This window comes from Streptomyces sp. NBC_00009, assembly GCF_045040855.1.
Classification (GTDB): domain Bacteria; phylum Actinomycetota; class Actinomycetes; order Streptomycetales; family Streptomycetaceae; genus Streptomyces; species Streptomyces aureus.
The window spans coordinates 4,891,716-4,908,745 of the sequence record NZ_CP108312.1 but is presented as its reverse complement, the minus strand read 5'-3'; the positions used below and the strand labels follow the sequence as shown (position 1 = coordinate 4,908,745).

At 67.4% G+C, this 17,030-nt stretch carries 14 protein-coding genes and 1 tRNA gene; 8 read left to right on the top strand and 7 right to left on the bottom strand.

Annotated elements, in window-relative coordinates:
• The first annotated feature begins 127 nt into the window (after positions 1–127).
• The 4 genes from OHA58_RS22135 to OHA58_RS22120 are packed head-to-tail and all read left to right on the top strand — an operon-like array spanning position 128 to position 3,894.
• Positions 128–775 (top strand): ABC transporter permease, encoded by a 648-nt coding sequence (locus tag OHA58_RS22135; protein WP_405480844.1) that lies wholly within the window; start codon positions 128–130, stop codon positions 773–775.
• Positions 768–2,072 (top strand): betaine/proline/choline family ABC transporter ATP-binding protein, encoded by a 1,305-nt coding sequence (locus OHA58_RS22130; protein WP_405480843.1) that lies wholly within the window; start codon positions 768–770, stop codon positions 2,070–2,072. The genes OHA58_RS22135 and OHA58_RS22130 overlap by 8 nt, the downstream gene beginning before the upstream one ends.
• On the top strand, positions 2,069–2,929 hold the full coding sequence (locus OHA58_RS22125) for an ABC transporter permease (RefSeq protein WP_405480842.1): 861 nt from the start codon (positions 2,069–2,071) through the stop codon (positions 2,927–2,929). Before OHA58_RS22130 ends, OHA58_RS22125 begins: the two co-directional genes overlap by 4 nt.
• On the top strand, positions 2,926–3,894 hold the full coding sequence (locus OHA58_RS22120; RefSeq protein ID WP_405480840.1) for a glycine betaine ABC transporter substrate-binding protein: 969 nt from the start codon (positions 2,926–2,928) through the stop codon (positions 3,892–3,894). Before OHA58_RS22125 ends, OHA58_RS22120 begins: the two co-directional genes overlap by 4 nt.
• A gap of 43 nt (positions 3,895–3,937) precedes the next feature.
• Here OHA58_RS22120 and OHA58_RS22115 read toward each other — a convergent pair whose 3' ends face one another.
• The 4 genes from OHA58_RS22115 to OHA58_RS22100 form a co-directional block, all read right to left on the bottom strand.
• On the bottom strand, positions 3,938–4,681 hold the full coding sequence (locus tag OHA58_RS22115; RefSeq protein ID WP_405480838.1) for a S16 family serine protease: 744 nt from the start codon (positions 4,679–4,681) through the stop codon (positions 3,938–3,940).
• A 246-nt stretch (positions 4,682–4,927) separates the two neighbouring features.
• Positions 4,928–5,569 (bottom strand): IclR family transcriptional regulator, encoded by a 642-nt coding sequence (locus OHA58_RS22110; RefSeq protein ID WP_266671017.1) that lies wholly within the window; start codon positions 5,567–5,569, stop codon positions 4,928–4,930.
• Positions 5,570–5,932: 363 nt separating this feature from the next.
• Positions 5,933–7,741: a DEAD/DEAH box helicase gene (locus OHA58_RS22105; RefSeq protein ID WP_405480836.1), complete on the bottom strand. Its 1,809-nt coding sequence runs from the start codon at positions 7,739–7,741 to the stop codon at positions 5,933–5,935.
• 335 nt (positions 7,742–8,076) lie between these two features.
• Complete coding sequence (locus OHA58_RS22100; protein WP_405480835.1) at positions 8,077–9,594, bottom strand: MFS transporter; 1,518 nt, start codon at positions 9,592–9,594, stop codon at positions 8,077–8,079.
• Positions 9,595–9,805: 211 nt separating this feature from the next.
• On the opposite strand from OHA58_RS22100, the gene OHA58_RS22095 reads away from it, so the two are divergent.
• Positions 9,806–9,877 (top strand) — tRNA-Cys (locus OHA58_RS22095).
• A 110-nt stretch (positions 9,878–9,987) separates the two neighbouring features.
• Here the strand turns inward: OHA58_RS22095 and OHA58_RS22090 are convergent.
• Genes OHA58_RS22090 through OHA58_RS22080 form a run of 3 tightly spaced genes read right to left on the bottom strand, consistent with a single transcriptional unit; the run spans position 9,988 to position 13,317 of the window.
• Entirely contained in the window at positions 9,988–10,629 is a 642-nt protein-coding gene (locus tag OHA58_RS22090) for a hypothetical protein (protein WP_405480833.1), read from the bottom strand.
• A 17-nt stretch (positions 10,630–10,646) separates the two neighbouring features.
• A complete protein-coding gene (locus tag OHA58_RS22085; protein ID WP_405480831.1) occupies positions 10,647–12,806 on the bottom strand; it encodes a hypothetical protein in 2,160 nt (719 codons plus the stop codon).
• A 46-nt stretch (positions 12,807–12,852) separates the two neighbouring features.
• Positions 12,853–13,317, bottom strand: a complete 465-nt coding sequence (locus OHA58_RS22080) for a hypothetical protein (protein WP_405480830.1) — start codon at positions 13,315–13,317, stop codon at positions 12,853–12,855.
• 476 nt (positions 13,318–13,793) lie between these two features.
• Here OHA58_RS22080 and OHA58_RS22075 point away from each other — a divergent pair, with 476 nt between their 5' ends.
• The 3 genes from OHA58_RS22075 to OHA58_RS22065 all read left to right on the top strand — a co-directional run bounded on the left by OHA58_RS22075 (position 13,794) and on the right by OHA58_RS22065 (position 16,824).
• A complete protein-coding gene (locus OHA58_RS22075; RefSeq protein ID WP_405480829.1) occupies positions 13,794–14,150 on the top strand; it encodes a hypothetical protein in 357 nt (118 codons plus the stop codon).
• Positions 14,151–14,218: 68 nt separating this feature from the next.
• Positions 14,219–16,291 carry a hypothetical protein gene (locus tag OHA58_RS22070; protein WP_405480827.1) on the top strand — a complete coding sequence of 691 codons (2,073 nt, stop codon included), beginning with the start codon at positions 14,219–14,221 and terminating at the stop codon, positions 16,289–16,291.
• Positions 16,288–16,824, top strand: coding sequence for a hypothetical protein (locus OHA58_RS22065; protein ID WP_405480826.1), 537 nt, complete (start codon positions 16,288–16,290; stop codon positions 16,822–16,824). Before OHA58_RS22070 ends, OHA58_RS22065 begins: the two co-directional genes overlap by 4 nt.
• The last annotated feature ends 206 nt before the right edge of the window (positions 16,825–17,030 follow it).

Below are 17,030 nucleotides of genomic sequence, written 5' to 3'. Positions count from 1 at the left end.
CACGTCCCCGACGCTCGCACAGTCCGCCCGGACGAGGTGAGTGCCGGCGCTGCGTCTTCCCGGGGACAACCCCGGACCACCGGCCGAAGCCGGCCGGACGTCAGCCCGGCGCGAGGAGGTGAGGCCCGTGAACTTCTGGGAGTACATCGTCACCCGCCATCAGCAGCTGCTGGCGGATGCCTACCAGCAGGCCAGCCTCGTCTTCCAGTGCATGGTCGTCGCGACCCTCGCCGGCGTCCTCATCGGCGTCCTCACCTACCGCAGCGAGTGGGCGGGCAACTTCGCCACCTTGGCGACCTCGACCATCCTGACGATCCCCTCGCTCGCCATGATCGGTCTGCTGATCCCGATCGTCGGCCTCGGCGTCCCGCCGACCGTCATCTCGCTGACTCTGTACGGGCTGCTGCCCATCGTGCGGAACGCGATCGTGGGCCTGCGGGGCGTGGACCCCTCCCTGATCGACGCGGCGCAGGGTATCGGCATGTCCCGCATCGCCCGGCTCGCCAAGGTGGAGCTGCCGCTGGCCTGGCCGCCGATCCTCACCGGGATCCGGGTCTCCACCCAGATGCTGATGGGCATCGCCGCCATCGCGGCCTACGCGTCAGGCCCCGGCCTCGGTAACGAGATCTTCCGCGGCATCGCGTCCCTGGGCAGCAAGAACGCGCTCAACCAGGTCCTCTCGGGCACGCTCGGCATCATCATCCTCGCGCTCCTCTTCGACGCCGCGTACGTCCTCATCGGCCACCTGACCATCCCGAGGGGGATCCGTGTCTGATTCCGTGCCCGAGACCCCCGCGTCCGCCGCCACGGCGACCGCCACCGCCGAGCCCGGAGCGGGGCAGCCCGGCTCCACGACCGGGGCGACGATCGAGCTGGAGAACCTCACCAAGCGCTACCCGGGGTCCGCCGCCCCGGCCGTCGACAACGTCAGCCTGGAGATCAAGGCGGGCGAGACCGTCATCTTCGTAGGACCCTCGGGTGGCGGCAAGACCACCCTCCTCAAGATGATCAACCGGCTCATCGAGCCGACCAGCGGCCGCATCAGGATCGGCGGCGAGGACGTCACGGACATGGACCCGGTGAAGCTCCGCCGCAAGGTCGGCTACGCGATCCAGTCCTCGGGCCTCTTCCCGCACATGACGGTCGCGCAGAACATCGCCCTCGTGCCGAAGATGGTCGGCTGGTCCAAGTCGAAGATCAAGGCACGCGTCGAGGAGATGCTGGATCTGGTCGGCCTCGATCCGGGCGAGTTCCGCGGCCGCTATCCGCGCCAGCTCTCCGGAGGGCAGCAGCAACGCGTGGGCGTGGCACGGGCGTTGGCGGCCGACCCGCCCGTACTCCTGATGGACGAGCCGTTCGGCGCCGTCGACCCGATCACCCGCGACCACCTCCAGGACGAGCTGATCCGGCTCCAGCGCGAGCTGCACAAGACGATCGTGTTCGTCACCCACGACTTCGACGAGGCGATCAAGATCGGCGACCGCATCGTGGTCCTGCGCGAGCGCTCGCACATCGCCCAGTTCGACACCCCCGAGGCCATCCTCACCAACCCCGTCGACGACTTCGTTTCCGGCTTCGTCGGCGCGGGCGCCGCCCTCAAGCGCCTCAACCTCACCCGCGTACGGGACGTGGAGGTCACCGACTACCCCACCGTGCAGGTCGACGACCCCCTCCAGACCATCTTCGACAAGCTGCGCGACGCGGGCACCAACGAGCTGCTCCTGCTCGACAAGCGGCGCCGCCCCTACAAGTGGCTGCGGCGCGGCGACCTGATGCGCGCCAAGGGGTCACTGGCCCGCGCGGGCACCCTCGTGCACGACACGGTGACCCGGGACGCGACCCTGCGCGACGCGCTCGAAGCGGTGCTCATCGACAACGCGGGGCGGGTCGCGGTGACCGGGCGGCGCGGCGAGTACGAGGGCGTCGTCGACATGGAGACGCTGATGAACTCCGTGCACGAACTCCTGGACGCCGACCGGCTCGAAGCCGTGGAACACCAGCACGAACTGGAGGAGCTGCGGGCGCAGCAGACCCACAAGGAGCAGGAAGGCGAGGGGGGACCGAAGGCGTGAACACCCCCAAGTCACCCCTGGGCGAGCGTCCCGAGGGCGAGCACGAGGTAAAGGGCGTCGCCTTCCGCGACGAGGGCGAGGCCGAGCAGGAGGCGCCCCCGCCGCCGGTCCGCGAGAAGCGCCGGATCACCTGGCAGAAGCTCACGTTCCTGCCGGCCGCGGTCGCGGCGGTGCTCCTCGCCACCTGGCTCTGGTTCCAGCAGGCCTCCCTGGACACGATCTCCGAGAACGCCATCGTGGGCGGTCAGGTGTGGAAGCTCGTCAAGCAGCACATCTACCTGACGGCGGTCTCCACGTTCTTCGTGCTGATCATCGCGATCCCGCTGGGCATCCTGCTGACCCGCAAGATGTTCCGCAAGGCGACCCCGGTCGCCCTCGCCTTCGCCAACATGGGCCAGGCCACCCCCGCGATCGGCCTGCTCGCCCTGCTGGTGATCTGGCTGGGCATCGGCCGCCGGTCGGCCCTGATCGGCATCATCATCTACGCGATCCTGCCCGTGCTCTCCAACACCATCGCGGGCCTGAAGGCGAACGACCCGACACTCCTCGAATCGGCGCGCGGCATCGGCATGTCACCGGTCGGCGTCCTCACCAAGGTCGAACTTCCGCTGGCCGTACCGCTGATCCTCGCGGGCGTGCGCACCGCGCTCGTCCTGAACGTCGGCACGGCGACCCTCGCCACGTTCGGCGGCGGTGGCGGGCTCGGCGTCCTCATCACCACAGGCATCACCACCCAGCGCATGCCGATCCTGGTGCTCGGCTCGGTCCTGACGGTCGCGCTGGCCCTGATGGTGGACTGGCTGGCGTCGCTCGCCGAACTCCTTTTGCGCCCGCGCGGGTTGGAGGTGCGGTCATGAGGCGTACGTACCGTGCGGCGGCGGCAGCGGGCCTCGTGGCGTCCTTGCTCGCGGGCTGCGGACTGACCAGTGGCAGCCCGATGGTCGACGACGTGAAGCCGGGCTCGGTCGGCCAGGGCGAGCCGCTCAAGGGCGCCGACATCACCGTCACGTCCAAGGAGTTCACCGAACAGCTGATCCTCGGCGCCATGATGGGCATCGCCTTCAAGGCGGCCGGCGCCGAGGTCCTCGACCGCACCGGCATCCAGGGCTCCATCGGCGCCCGCGAGGCCATCAAGAGCGGTGACGCGGACGGGATGTACGAGTACACGGGCACGGCCTGGATCACTTACCTGGGCAACTCCCACCCCATCCCCGACCCACAGAAGCAGTGGCAGGCCGTCCACGACGCCGACCTCAAGAACGGCATCACCTGGCTGCCGCCGTCCGCGCTCAACAACACGTACGCGCTGGCCATGAACGAGACCAACTTCAAGAAGTACGGCACGAAGACCCTCTCGGACGTGGCCGCGCTCGCCAAGAAGAACCCCAAGGCCGTCACACTGTGCGTGGAAAGCGAGTTCGCCAACCGCGCGGACGGGCTGCCGGGCATGGAGAAGGCGTACGGCATGAAGATCCCGACCGCGAACATCACGCAGATGGACACCGGGATCATCTACACGCAGGCCGCGAAGGGCACGTGCACGTTCGGCGAGGTCTTCACGACCGACGGCCGCATCAGGGCGATGAACCTCAAGGTGATGGCGGACGACAAGCACTTCTTCCCGAACTACAACGCGGCCCCGGAGATGAACACCAAGTCCCTGGAGAAGTATCCGGCGATGGCGAACGTCATCGAGCCGATCACGAAGAAGCTCAACAACACGGTCGCGCAGGAGCTGAACGCGAAGGTCGACGTCGACGGCCAGGACCCGCACGACGTGGCGAAGGACTGGCTGGTGAAGGAGGGCTTCGTGACGGAGTGAGCTGATCCGGCTGCCGGGGACTCCGGCTGTCAGGGGCAGGGATTCAGCAGCTGGGGACCTTGCTCGCGTCGCCCTTGTCCAGGGCCGTCAGCGCGGAGACCGCGCCGGTCAACGTCGTCACGGGGATCAGCCGCATGCCCTTGGGCAACTCGGCCTTGGCGTCGCCGCACTCCGCCCTCGGCACCAGGAACACCTTCGCGCCGTCCCGCCAGGCCGCCTGCGTCTTGAGCGAGACTCCGCCGACCGCGCCGACCTTCCCGCCGGAGGTGATGGTGCCCGTACCGGCGATGGAACGGCCGCCCGTGAGGTCGCCGCCGCTGCCGTTGCCGTCCAGCTTGTCGACGATGCCGAGGGAGAAGAAGAGCCCCGCGCTCGGCCCGCCGACGTCAGCGAGCTGAAGGTTCACGTGCACGTCCTTCGGGTCCTTGCCCAGATAGCCGAGCGCGGCCTCGGTCGCGGAGTCCTGCGACTTCTTCATCTCACCGAGGTTGTGCTGCTCGATCTCCTTGGTGGAGTCGCCCGCCGGGTATACGGAGTCGCGGGGCATGACCGCACGGTCCGTACGGAACCAGCTGTCGACGACATCGCCCAGACCCACCTCCGCGTCGGGCCCCGTAGCCACGATCGTCACCATGCGCAGCTTCCCCGAGGTGTCGCGGGTGGGCGCCCCGGAGATCTCGATGACGGGCTTCCCCTTCGAATCCCCGAGGACATCGGTGGTCGGCCCGGGCTGCGCAAGGGCGAACGGCAGCGGCGCGAACCCCGCCACGGCCAGCAGAGCCACCACAGGCAAAGCACAAACGGCAAGGGCCTTGGGCCGAGAAATCCGAGAGAGAAGCACGAGCCCAATCTAACGCGAGGGACAGGGGGGCCGGATGTGCCGGGGGTGGCGCCCCGGAGGGGGCGCGGGGAACTGCGCGCTCAGCCGAACCCGACCCGCAGCCAACAACGGACCGCTTCATCAAGGGGCGCGGGGAACTGCGCAAAACGCCCGGCACTGATCCCCCGCACAAACGCCCAGTCCGCAGCGCGCCTAGCGCAACGCATCCGCCACTTCCCGCGCAGCGTCAAGCACTCGAGGCCCCACCCGCTCCGGCACGGAATCCGACAGCATCACCACACCCACGCTCCCCTCGAGCCCGGTGACCCCGACAAGCGGCGCAGCCGCCCCGCAGGCGCCGGCCTCGAGCTCCCCATGGGTGAGCGTGTAACCGGGCTCGGGCACCAGCCCCTGCCGCGCAGCGAGTATCGCCCGCCCCGCGGCCCCCCGGTCGAGCGGATGCCGGAACCCCGCCCGGTACGCCACGTGATAGTCCGTCCAGGTCGGCTCGACGACGGCCACGGCGAGCGCCTCCGAGCCGTCGACCAACGTCAGATGGGCGGTGGCCCCGATGTCCTCGGCAAGAGAGCGCAGCGCCGGCAGCGCGGCCTCCCGTACCAGCGGATGCACCTGGCGGCCCAGGCGCAGCACGCCGAGCCCCACCCGCGCCCGGCCTCCGAGGTCGCGTCGGACCAGGGCGTGCTGTTCGAGCGTGGCGAGCAGGCGGTACACGACGGTGCGGTTCACGCCGAGCTTGTTGGACAGCTCGGTGACCGTCAGTCCGTGGTCGGTGTCGGCGAGCAGCTTGAGGACACGCAGTCCTCGGTCGAGCGTCTGGGAGGTCTCCGCGGTCACGACGCCCACTCCTTAGTGGTGAAGGCGGCGGCCCCCTCCGCGGCGGTTGCGTCGCCGGTCCCGTGGGCGACGCGCGTCAGAGGCCGCCGGTCGGCAATCGACCCGGTTCGGATGGTCCCGGGCGGAGGCGCATGGCGCACCGGCTGCGCTCCGCGGCGGCTCTGCCACGGGGCGTGTGCGTTGCCGGGAATGTAGCGAGGTCGTCCCGCTCAGCGGAAGACTCCGTCCAGAATCCGGGCAGTAACTATCCTGACCTGTACCGATTGCCCCGTTACGGGGGGCGTGATCAACGGAGCGTGCACCACCTCTGCACGTAGCGCACACGATTCCCGGCGCGCCGGCCCGGCACGGCGCGAGGGGATGTCACTTCATCCGGGTGGCCCACTCCTGGACCTTCGCGATGCGCTGCCGCAACTGACCGGCCGTCGCCTCCGCGCTCGGCGGCCCCCCGCACACCCGCCGCAGCTCGGTGTGGATGACGCCGTGCGGCTTGCCGCTCTGATGTACGTACGCGCCGACCATCGTGTTCAGCGACTTACGGAGTTCGAGGAGCTCCTTGTGCGACACGACGGGCCGCCGCTCGGCCGGCATCTCAAGCAGATCGGCCTCGCTGTCGGGCTTCTTCTTGCTGTGCGCGATCTGCCGGGCCTGCCGCTTCTGGAGCAGCATCTGTACCTGGTCGGGTTCGAGGAGCCCGGGAATGCCGAGGTAGTCCTGCTCCTCCTCGCTTCCCGGGTGGGCCTGCATGCCGAACTCGGCGCCGTCGTAGAGGACCCGGTCGAACGTGGCCTCGGACTCGAGCGCCTCGAAGGAGAACTGCTCCTGCTCCCCCGTGTCCTCGTCCTCCTGCTTGTTCGCCTCGTCCATCTCCGCCTCGGACTCGGCGTAGGGGTCCTCCTCCCCGTCCTTCTTCGGCTTGTCGAGCACGTGGTCGCGCTCGACCTCCATCTCGTTGGCGAAGCCGAGGAGGTCGGGGACGGTGGGCAGGAAGACGGACGCGGTCTCGCCGCGCCGCCGCGAACGCACGAAACGGCCCACGGCCTGCGCGAAGAAGAGCGGGGTCGAGATCGTCGTCGCGTAGACGCCCACGGCGAGACGGGGCACGTCGACGCCCTCGGACACCATGCGGACGGCGACCATCCAGCGGTCGTTGCTCGCCGAGAAGTCGTCGATGCGCTTCGAGGCGCCGGTGTCGTCGGACAGGACGGTGGTGGGCTTCGTGCCGGTGATCTCCCGGATCAGCTTGGCGTAGGCGCGGGCGGAGTCCTGGTCGGCGGCAATGACGAGACCGCCGGCGTCCGGGATGCCCTTGCGCACCTCGGTGAGCCGCTGGTCGGCGGCGCGCAGCACGCTCGGCATCCACTCGCCGCGCGGATCGAGGGCGGTGCGCCAGGCCTGGCTGATGGCGTCCTTGGTCATGGGTTCGCCGAGCCGGGCGGCGATCTCGTCACCGGCCTTCGTGCGCCACCGCATGTTGCCGCTGTAGGAGAGGAAGATGACGGGCCGCACGACGCCGTCGCCGAGCGCACTGCCGTAGCCGTACGTGTAGTCGGCGGAGGAGCGGCGGATGCCGTCCTTGCCCTCCTCGTACTGGACGAAGGGGATCGGGTTGGTGTCGGAGCGGAACGGCGTACCGGTGAGGGCGAGTCGGCGGGTCGCCGGCTCGAAGGCCTCCAGGCACGCCTCACCCCACGATTTGCTGTCACCGGCGTGGTGGATCTCGTCGAGGATGACGAGCGTCTTGCGCTGCTCGCTGCGGTTGCGGTGCAGCATCGGCCGTACGCCCACACCCGCGTACGTGACGGCGACGCCCTGGTATTCCTTGTTGAGCGGCCCCGCGCTGTACTCCGGGTCCAGCTTGATCCCTATGCGCGCGGCGGCCTCGGCCCACTGCTTCTTCAGGTGCTCGGTCGGCGCGACCACGGTCACCTGCTGCACGACATGGTGGTGCAGCAGCCAGGACGCGAGGGTGAGCGCGAACGTCGTCTTGCCGGCGCCCGGGGTGGCGACGGCGAGAAAGTCGCGCGGCTGCTCCTGCAGGTACCTCTCCATGGCCCCTTGCTGCCAGGCACGCAGCTTGCCCGCGGTGCCCCAGGGGGCGCGGCCGGGGAAGGCGGGTGAGAGGTGGTGGGAGGAGGCGGAAGAGGCGGTGGCGGCGGCGGTGGTAGTCACGGTCTCCGGTTTTGACGCAGGTACGGGCGCGGGCTGCGGAGTACTGACGCAGGCTTCTGATGTCTGACGCGAGCATCTGAGTACTGACGCAGGCTTCTGACGCTGGGGGTACGCACTTTGACGCTGGGGGTACGTACGACAACCGGGCCACCCTACCGGTGGGGTGGTCGGGTCAGCGGGGGAACGGCGCCGGGGCGACGCGCGATGCGACCCGTTTCACAGTCGGCCTCACGCAGCGCGTTCGAGTGCCGTACGGAGCGCGTACGGGTGCCGTACGGGGCGCGTCCGGACGGGTGTCCGCCCGGTTCCAGGCGACCGGATTCGGACGGCCGGATTCAGACCCCCGGCTTCAGCGGGCCGGAAGCCGGAGGCCGGGGAGCCGACCTCACGCGCGTAGCCACCCAGGCCCCCACCAGGGCGACCGCCGCCATCGGCAGGAACACCGCGACGAAGGCGGCCGGATGGGATCCGCCGCCGGCCGAGGCCACCTCGTGGGCGGAGCCCACCGCACCGCCCCCGAGCGCTGCGAACGCCGCTCCCCCCACGGCCAGCAGCACCACGTTGGACAGCCCGTCCGAGATCTGGAGGGCGGCCGAGTTGGCCCCCGCCTCCTCGGGCGCCGACAGCTCCAGCAGCAGCACGCTCGTCGACGAGATGACCAGCCCCATCCCCAGGCACCCGAAGCCCCACGCCACCGCCACGATCCACACCGGCACGGCCTGGATCAGCACGCTCGGCGCCGTCGCGACGGCCGCCGTCACCAGCACCATCCCGCCCGCCATCAGCCGCTCCCGATACGGCTCGAAGCGCGGCCGCGACTGCAGGAACGACCCGAACGCCCACGTGGCCCCGCCCACCGCGAGCGAGAGCCCGGCCATCATCGGCGAGAGCCCGCGCTGCGTGACGAGCATCAGCGGCACGAACGACTCGGCCGCGATGAAGGACCCGGCCGCGACACCCCGCAGCAACACCACCGACGGCAGCCCGCGCGCCGCCCGGTACGTCCCGCGGGGCAGCAGCCCGAGCACGGCCGGCACGAGCAGGGCCACGCCCACCGCACCGGGCAGGAGCGAGATCCACCGCAGGTCCTGGGCGGCGTACTGGAGCAGACCGGCCCCGAGCGAGATCCCGAGGGCGAGCCGGATGCGACGGCCGTCGACGGCTCCGCGCGCCGCGCCCTCCGCGGGCCCCGACGCGCGCCGCCGGATCTGCGGCAGCGCGAGCGCCAGCGGGAACACGACGAGCACCGGGATCCCGATGAACACCCACCGCCACCCGAGATGCTCGGTCACGGCCCCCGACGCGAGCGGCCCGACCACGGACGGCACGACCCAGCTCGCCGCGAACGCCGCCATGATCGCGGGCCGCAACCGCTCCGGGTAGGCGCGGCTGACGACGACGTACAACGCCACGATGACGAGCCCGCCCCCGAGCCCCTGCACGGCCCGCCCGGCGATGAACATCCACATCGACCCCGCGGTCCCGGCGAGCAGCAGCCCCACCGCGAACGCCGCGATCCCCGCGCCCAACGGCCCGAGCGGACCGCGCCGGTCCGCCCACTGTCCCGAGAACACCATCCCGAACAGACTCGTCGTGAAGTATCCGGAGAACGCGAACGCGTACAGCGACACCCCGTCCAGCTCACGCGCGGCGACAGGCATCGCCGTCCCGACGGCGGTGGCCTCGAAGGCGATCAGCAGGACGACGGAGACGATGCCGACGCTGAGGGACCGGTAGGAACGGCTGAGGACGCCGACGCCGGGCGGGGTGGTCGGAGCGGTCGGGGGCGGGGTCGGGGTCGGGGTCGGGGTGGCGACGACATCGGCGTCGTCACGCGGTTCCAGGGTGGCCATACGGCTCAGAGTAAGGGGCACGAAACCACTTGACCCCTGTCGGTGGTCCCCGTTCCCCTGGTCCCTTGGTCGTACGACCATGAACGCCGTATGGCAGTCACATTGCGGCCCACGCGCCCCTCTTGGCGCGGCGGCCCAGGGGCCATACGGTCGAGACATCGAGTTCAACGAACCTTGTAACGAACCTTGTTCCGAAGTTCCGAACTCAGTTGGCCGTGTGCCCGAGTGGTTTAGGGATTCGCCTGCAAAGCGAAGCACACCGGTTCGATTCCGGTCACGGCCTCGAGCGGCTCGACGGCGCCGAGCCGCAGCCTTAGGGGTGGCCCACCATTGGTGGGCCACCCCTAAGGCGTTACGGCGACACCCGGACGACGGCCCGCCCGCTACGCCGCGTCAGCCGACGCTCGGCACCCCATCGGGGAGGCGAGTCGCGCTGTCACAGCCTTCCACCCGCTGCCCCAGGGCTCGCGCGCTGTCCGCTGCCAGTGCCGCGACTCTCGCCATGGTGGGCCGATCCTTCAGCTTCCCGCTCTCGCCTCCCAGACTGGCAGTTACCTGAAGCAGGCCGTCGCGCCCGTTGACGCGGGGGCAGTTCACAAAGAGCTTGACGGCGCGGCCCTCCACATACCCCTTGGCCTTCCCAAGACTGACGGGAAGATTCCCCGGCTTCTTGGCGTCCCGATCGACATCTTCTTTCCTGTACCCGTCGGGCCAAAAGACCGTGTAGTAGCCAATGTGAACCGACTTTCCACCACCCGATAGAACACATTTACCGGGCGCTGACAGCGATCCCCGCGGCGAGAAGTCGAACGCGTGCTCCTCGAAGGCTTCCCCCCGCTCCGGTAGCAGTGGCCGGAGCGAATCACCCGGCAGAGACCGCGAACACACGCGGTCGGGCACCGCAACGAGCGGGTCGTCGGACAGCCAGAACTTCCAGACGCCGAACCCAGCCAGCAGTGCCACGATCAACGCAACAGGAACAACAACACCCTTGCGCCAGCTTCTACGCCCCGGCTCTGAAGCAATGTCTTGCATGAGACCTTCCCTGCCGCCTACTGCTGGCCCTGACCGTAGCTGTCCTTCACCTTCTCGGACGCAGTGGTGGCCATGCTCTTAGCCTGGATATCGCTGACACCTGCCTCCTTGGCTGCCGTATATGTCGCGTCATAGACGGCGGATGCCGAGCCGGAACGCTGAGTCGCCAGGAATTTGTCCCGTTCCACCTGAGCCTCCCCACTCGAGTCGCGGGTGTAGTGCTCAACAACTGACTCGCGGATATCCCCGATCACCCACCCTGCGGCATCCCCGGCCACGGGGAAGCGCGCGAGCCCGGTGTCGATGGCGCGCCCCGCCCACTTGTCCGCAGTCACCACGCCCTTGTTGAACTCGGCGTCTTCGGCGATCTTTTGGTCGTACACCGCTTGCGTTCGAGAGTCGGCCATGATCCCAGCGATCTCTGCACCCGGGGACACCCTGTTGTTCACCTCGAACATCAGCTGATCCCCCAACTTGTCCCGGTCATGGAAGGCGCCATTGATAAGTTCCGTGCTGACCGCCTGCTGAGAATTGATGATCGCGCCGTACGCATCCGGGTCCTTGCCTACCTCCCCCAAGAAGCGCTTCAGGGTGCCGTCATCGGCAAGGGCCTCGAGATTCGCGTTACTCCCATATGTCGCAATTCCACCTTCACCGTTCAATCCATCCTGAACGTCGCGCATGTACTCCGCTGTGATGTTGCCGAAGCTGTCACTCATGGGCGAATCGTCGAGCTGTTCAGGGTTGGTCCCGAATTCCTGAACAATCCTGTTGACCAGTTCCGCGCTCTCCGCCGAGTGCTTGGGCGGCGTCGCATCAGATCCATAAGGGACCCCGATCGTCGCCGATTCCAGCGCATGTCCGAGCGCATCGTGCCCGATCGGCTTGCCGTCGTCACCCAGCGGCCACTCGCGCGCACCGTCGCCCTTGGCCACCAGATAGTCCCAGTTGTCGAGCTTCTTCCCATCGGCCGTCGTCGAGTCATTGAAGAACTTCAGGGATGCCTCAGGGTTGTGGCCGAGGCCCTCCATGAAGCCGGCGACGGGGTCGTTCGGCTCGTCGGTCGGCGGGTAGTTGAGGTTCGTCGAGTCGCGCCACGCCACCTTGGGGTCGCCTGGATACTCGCGCTCGTACTTGAGCATCGCGTTGCCGTAGTCGTGCATGAAGTCGCCGTCGAACTTCCCCTTGCCCATCAGGCTGCTCATTACCTGGAAGCCGTTCGGCCCCATGGGCAGTCCCTGGATCGGGAAGGGCTTGTCACCGGCAGCGATGACCTCCCGCTTCCAGGTTTCCATGGCGGGACTGTCGCTCTGGGTGGCGTTGGCGAGCGACATGCTGAGGTTGTCCTGCACGTCGGCGAGGATCTTTGCGCGGTCGCCGTCGACGGCGCCACCGGGCGGCGCGGCCAGGTCGCGCCAGAACTGCAGCGTGCCGTCCGCGCCGAGCGTGGTCGCAAACGTCTCGGTGAACCCGGGGTTGTCGCGCTGATTCTTGAGGGTCTCGTTGTAGCGCCGCAGATCCGCGTCGCTCCAATCCTTGACGTCGCCCTCTTTGATGCGCTTCGCCCAGTACTCGGCGTCCTCTTTACCCTGTTGCGCGTCGGCCTCCTTGAGACCTTGAGGGCCGTCGCCTGTGAAGTCGTACTTACTCTTGGCGAGTTTGCGCAGTGCGCGCGCCGCGATCCGATCGGTCTCGGATGCCTCCCACAAGATGCGAGTGATCCGGTGCTGCGCGACCTCGATCTCCTCGTCCGTGGCATGGATGCCACCGACGCCGGCCGCTCCGGACGCTTCCTGCCGTACGACACCACCCTTGGCGTCGACGTGGAGATTCCGTTTGGCGAGGTCGCTCTCGGCCGTCCGCAGATCCGTCTTGTGCTGCTTGAAGGCGGCGCTGGCGCCCTTCAGAATCCCGAGGACACTTGCCGCCTCCCCTGCCACGTCCTGAAACTCGACAGCCGTCTTCGTGACGAACTCCCGCGACACCGTCGCGTTGACACCCTTCCAATCGGCGGCGTTCGCCTTCGTCTCCAGGTCCTTGGCGCTCACATCGCCATGACCACCGGTGGAGAGCGTGTCCAGCCGTTTCGACATGGTCTCCCAGTCCGAAACAGCGGTGTCCAGCGTACCTAGGCGCAGGTTGCTGAGTTCCTGCGCGGTCATCATCTTCTCCGCCATGCCATGCCCCCGTGTACCGTCGCCGCGAAATGCCCTGCGACGTCGGTCACTTCATGTAGTCGTTGATCCTCGACACCGTCATCAGGTGACCGGCCGCATCCTTCATTCCGGTCTGGATGTGGACCTCGTCCTTCGCGTGCTGGGCACGCGTGAAGTCCAGATGGTTCGAGATATGAGCGCACGCCTCTTTCAACGTCTGCGTCTGCGTGTTCCACGCGTCGTGGAGCTCGAGCAGCGCGGAACCCATGTCGAGTCCGTCGTTGAAGAGGTCGACCGATGCCGTGAACGTGCTCGGCCGCGCGAAGTCACTGTCCACGCGGAACTTCTCGCGCAGGTCGTACGCCATGTTTCCCCGCTTGCCCAACTGATCGTCATGGACGACAAGATCAGCGTCGGACGATCCGCCCCCACCGCCACCACCGCCTTCGGCGGGAAGCTGGTTGAGCTGCATCTTCGCGGACTGCCGGTCCGCAGATTGAGCCTTGAGTTGCTCCCACTCGTCCCATGCCATGGGTTGAGCCCTTCCCCGTACGTTGGTCGATCCAAGGAACGCCTTCGCTTCATGCACGTTAGCAACTCGTATGGGGCCGAAGTGAACAGGATGAAGATGGGTGCAACTTGCTCACACGCGCGAGCCGGCTTGCGGGCCTCACGAGCCGCGAAATGCCCTACTAAATACGCGCTTTCCGGAAGTCGAATTCTGTTGCCAGCGTTGCATTTGCGCATCTCCATCCGCCGCCCAACCGGCAGGCCGTCCCCCGCAAGCTGACCGCGCCCACCATCGCGTCGCCGCCCCGTCAAGCCGCACGGACTGCGTCACCCGGGACGGACCGCCCTCCACCCCGCCCACTACTGGCCTGCGGCACTGATCACCCGGACGTGGGGTGACCGGCGCGTCCGGTCCTCGTTGCCCAGAATCCCGCCTCGACTCAAGACAGTTGGGCTGCGCGGGGATGTGAGTACACACACGGGGAGGACATCAGCATCATGGTCATCGGACCTGCCCAGGGGCAGCAGAACCTCGCTTCGTCGCCCGCGCGGAAGCGCGCCGCGGCACGGGCGATCGAGAACCACATCGAGCCCGACACGCGCCGCTCGGGCGAGTGGGCGGACGAGGACACGGGCGCCGCCGTCCGGGCGTTCGACGCGAAGGACGGGCACGGCTGGGTCACGTCGTCGTCCCTGAAGAGGGCGCACAAGGCCTGGGTGGATCAGGTGAAGTCCCTTATGAACAGGCTGAGTTCAGAGAAGGTGTCCCTGCGCGCCACCACGGCACTCCTCCAGGGAACGGACTTCGGTGTAGGGGCGCAGGTCCGGACGACGTCATCGCTCGACCGCTACTGACTGCCGTACGGCCCGCCCCCGACCAACGCACGAGGACCGACCCACCCATGCCTACGTACCACGAGATCATGACCACTGACCTCGCCACGCTCACCACCGCGGCCGATCGCTGGGACGGTATGGCGAAGGAATTCGGAAAGCGGGAGACGGACTACAAGCGGGACGTGCATGGCATCACGCCCGGCCCGCCGTCCCCCTCGACCTGGACCGGTCTGAGCGCCGACGCGGCCGGCAAGCGCTTCGACGTAACGCTCCACGAATTCCAGAACGCCCAGACGGAAGCAAAGGCGATCGCCTCGCTTCTCCGGGACGCTCACGCGCAGTTCACCACGTTGCGCGGCCACCTCAAGTCCGAGCGCGAGGCGGCCATCAAGGCCGGCATAAAGGTCTCGGATCGCGGCGTGGTGGCATACGACGAGGAACGCGCGGCCGGAAACGCCTCGGACTCGGCGATGCACGACCCCGCAAGCAGGGCCGAAGTCCAACGGGCGGTCGAATCCTGGCAGGGCCGTATCGACAAGGCGGTACGTGCGGTGGGGGACGCCGACGAAGGAGTCGAGATCGCACTAGGGGCCGCCGTCTTCGACTCCAACCTCACCGACGGAACGGGCAACGGATTCAATGCCCGCGCCAAGGGCGACATCGAACAATACGAGGCGGACGTGGCAAAGAAATCCGCCCGCAAACTCGCCGGCGGCGAACGGCTCACGCCACACGAACTCGCCGAACTCCAACGCTCGTTCCGCGACAACAGCCGCGATCCGGGATTCAGCCGCACCGTCCTGGACAGCCTGGGCCCGAGCGGCACGATCCGCCTGACCAACAACCTCGGCGACCTCGCCCATATGACCGACCCCCGGCACGCGGCCGACTACAACTCCATCGAAACCGGCCTCGCCAACTCCCTCGCGACGGCCACCAAGAACCCCCACTCCAAGTGGTACAAGGACTGGCGGACGGAAATGCGGAAGGCGGGAGTCGCGCGCTACGAGACCGACTTCCAGGCAGCCAGGCTGGACAAGGTCCACGGATACCAGTCGCTGATCACACTCATGCAGCACGGTGACGGGTACGGACGCGACTTCCTCGAGGACCTCGGCGACGACATGATCAAGGCCGAGAAGAAGAACCCGGAAATCTGGGATCTGAAGGGCGAATACAGCGGAAAACGGGACGGCTGGTTCGCCAACGACCCGGTCGACGGCGTACTCGGCATCATGAGCCACGAGCCGGCCACGGCGGCGCATTACCTCAATGACGACGACCGCATGAAGTACCTGATGCACGACCGCGACTGGAAGCTCACGCTGCACACGACCGAGACGCCGAAGGCGACGGTCTACACCCCATCCCTGGACACGGACACCCACGCAGGCTTCGCGGCGGCGCTCCAGGCGGGAGCGACGGGCCTGGACCCATCGGACCCGAACGCGAAATATGTGGACCACTCCGCGGACAACAACAAGGTGTTCAAGTCGTCGCTGAAGTACCTGGCGGAAGAGGGCGACAAATTCCCGGCGTCACTACGGGAACCCATGGCGAAAATTCTGGTGAATCATGGGGATACGGTGCATGCGGCGGCTAGCGCGGTAGATATGCATGGGGCGCCACTGGAGCAGGATCAGCTTTACGAGGTCGTGAAGCAGGTTTCCAAGAACCAGGATTCTTATGCGGCTCTCAATAGTGGCATCAACCATTTCATGGTCGCGGACATTCACGACCCAAACCAGAAGCACCCAGAGGATTCACTTACTCACGCCGGACGGACAGTGGGTTTTCTCGAGCAGGCCCGCGCCAACGCCGCGGGGGATCCCAAAGTGGCGGAATTCAAGCACAAGTGGGTCGTCGATCAAGCTATCGGCTACCTCCCAGTGGCCGGTGACGAGGTCCAATCAGGAGTGGATTACGTGACCGATCGATGGCTCGCCGACGAGCAGAAGAAGCTCGATGACAAGGCAGCCGATGAAAACGTCGCCGACTACACCAAGCGGAACAGGCAACTCATGGCCCTCGCAAGTGAGTGGCACAAGGTCCATGGGTCCCACGGTGGATCCGCCATTGCGGCACAGGAGGCTATCGATGAAGCCGCATATGCCGGCTTCGAACGGGGCCGGGGTGCTTCAGGAGAGAAGGCAAAATGATCCACCGAACACCGATCGGACTGCTGACACTGACTGTACTCTCAGGGCTTGCACTGCCCGCTTGCAGCTCCCAGCATCCCGCAATCCCCGAATCCATCTGCGGCACGCGTGTGGACCAGAAACTCACCGAGCCACTACTGAGGGCTACCGGAAAAGTCAACGAATGGCACACCGCAGGCTGGGGCGATAGAGAGACCAACTGGTGCATTGTTCGAGTCGGGAAAGAAGAATCTCTGCGCTTAAAATTTGCGTGGCACTCGGACGCCGTGGACCCGATGAAGTCGGCCTCTCCCGACAAAAACGTCACGGGCCTGCAGAATCCGGTCCAGATGCAACTGGCGGACAATGCCGCACTCGGCGATGACGGCGCGATCGCGACCACTCGCTGCCAGACGAAGCCGAATAATCACTTCACACTGGCCCTCAAACTGAAACACCGAGACGGTGTGCCACGTCTCAGAAGGGACATCGAGCAGTTCATGCGCGCCTACATGCCCGCCACCATAAAAGCCGTGGGCTGCACCCACCCCTGACGAGCGAGCGCACGCGACGCGTCACCCCCCAGCCGTAAGAATCACGCCCCCACCCACAACAATCACCGCAAACGCAACAAACACCGCCACGAAGAGCATCAGCTTCCCGGCGGAGGGTCCGGGCTCGTAAGCGCGCGGCTCGGGCCCGTCCTCCGGTTCCTGGCGACCAGAAGTCTCACTCGTCGTCACCACTGCCGTCCTCTCCG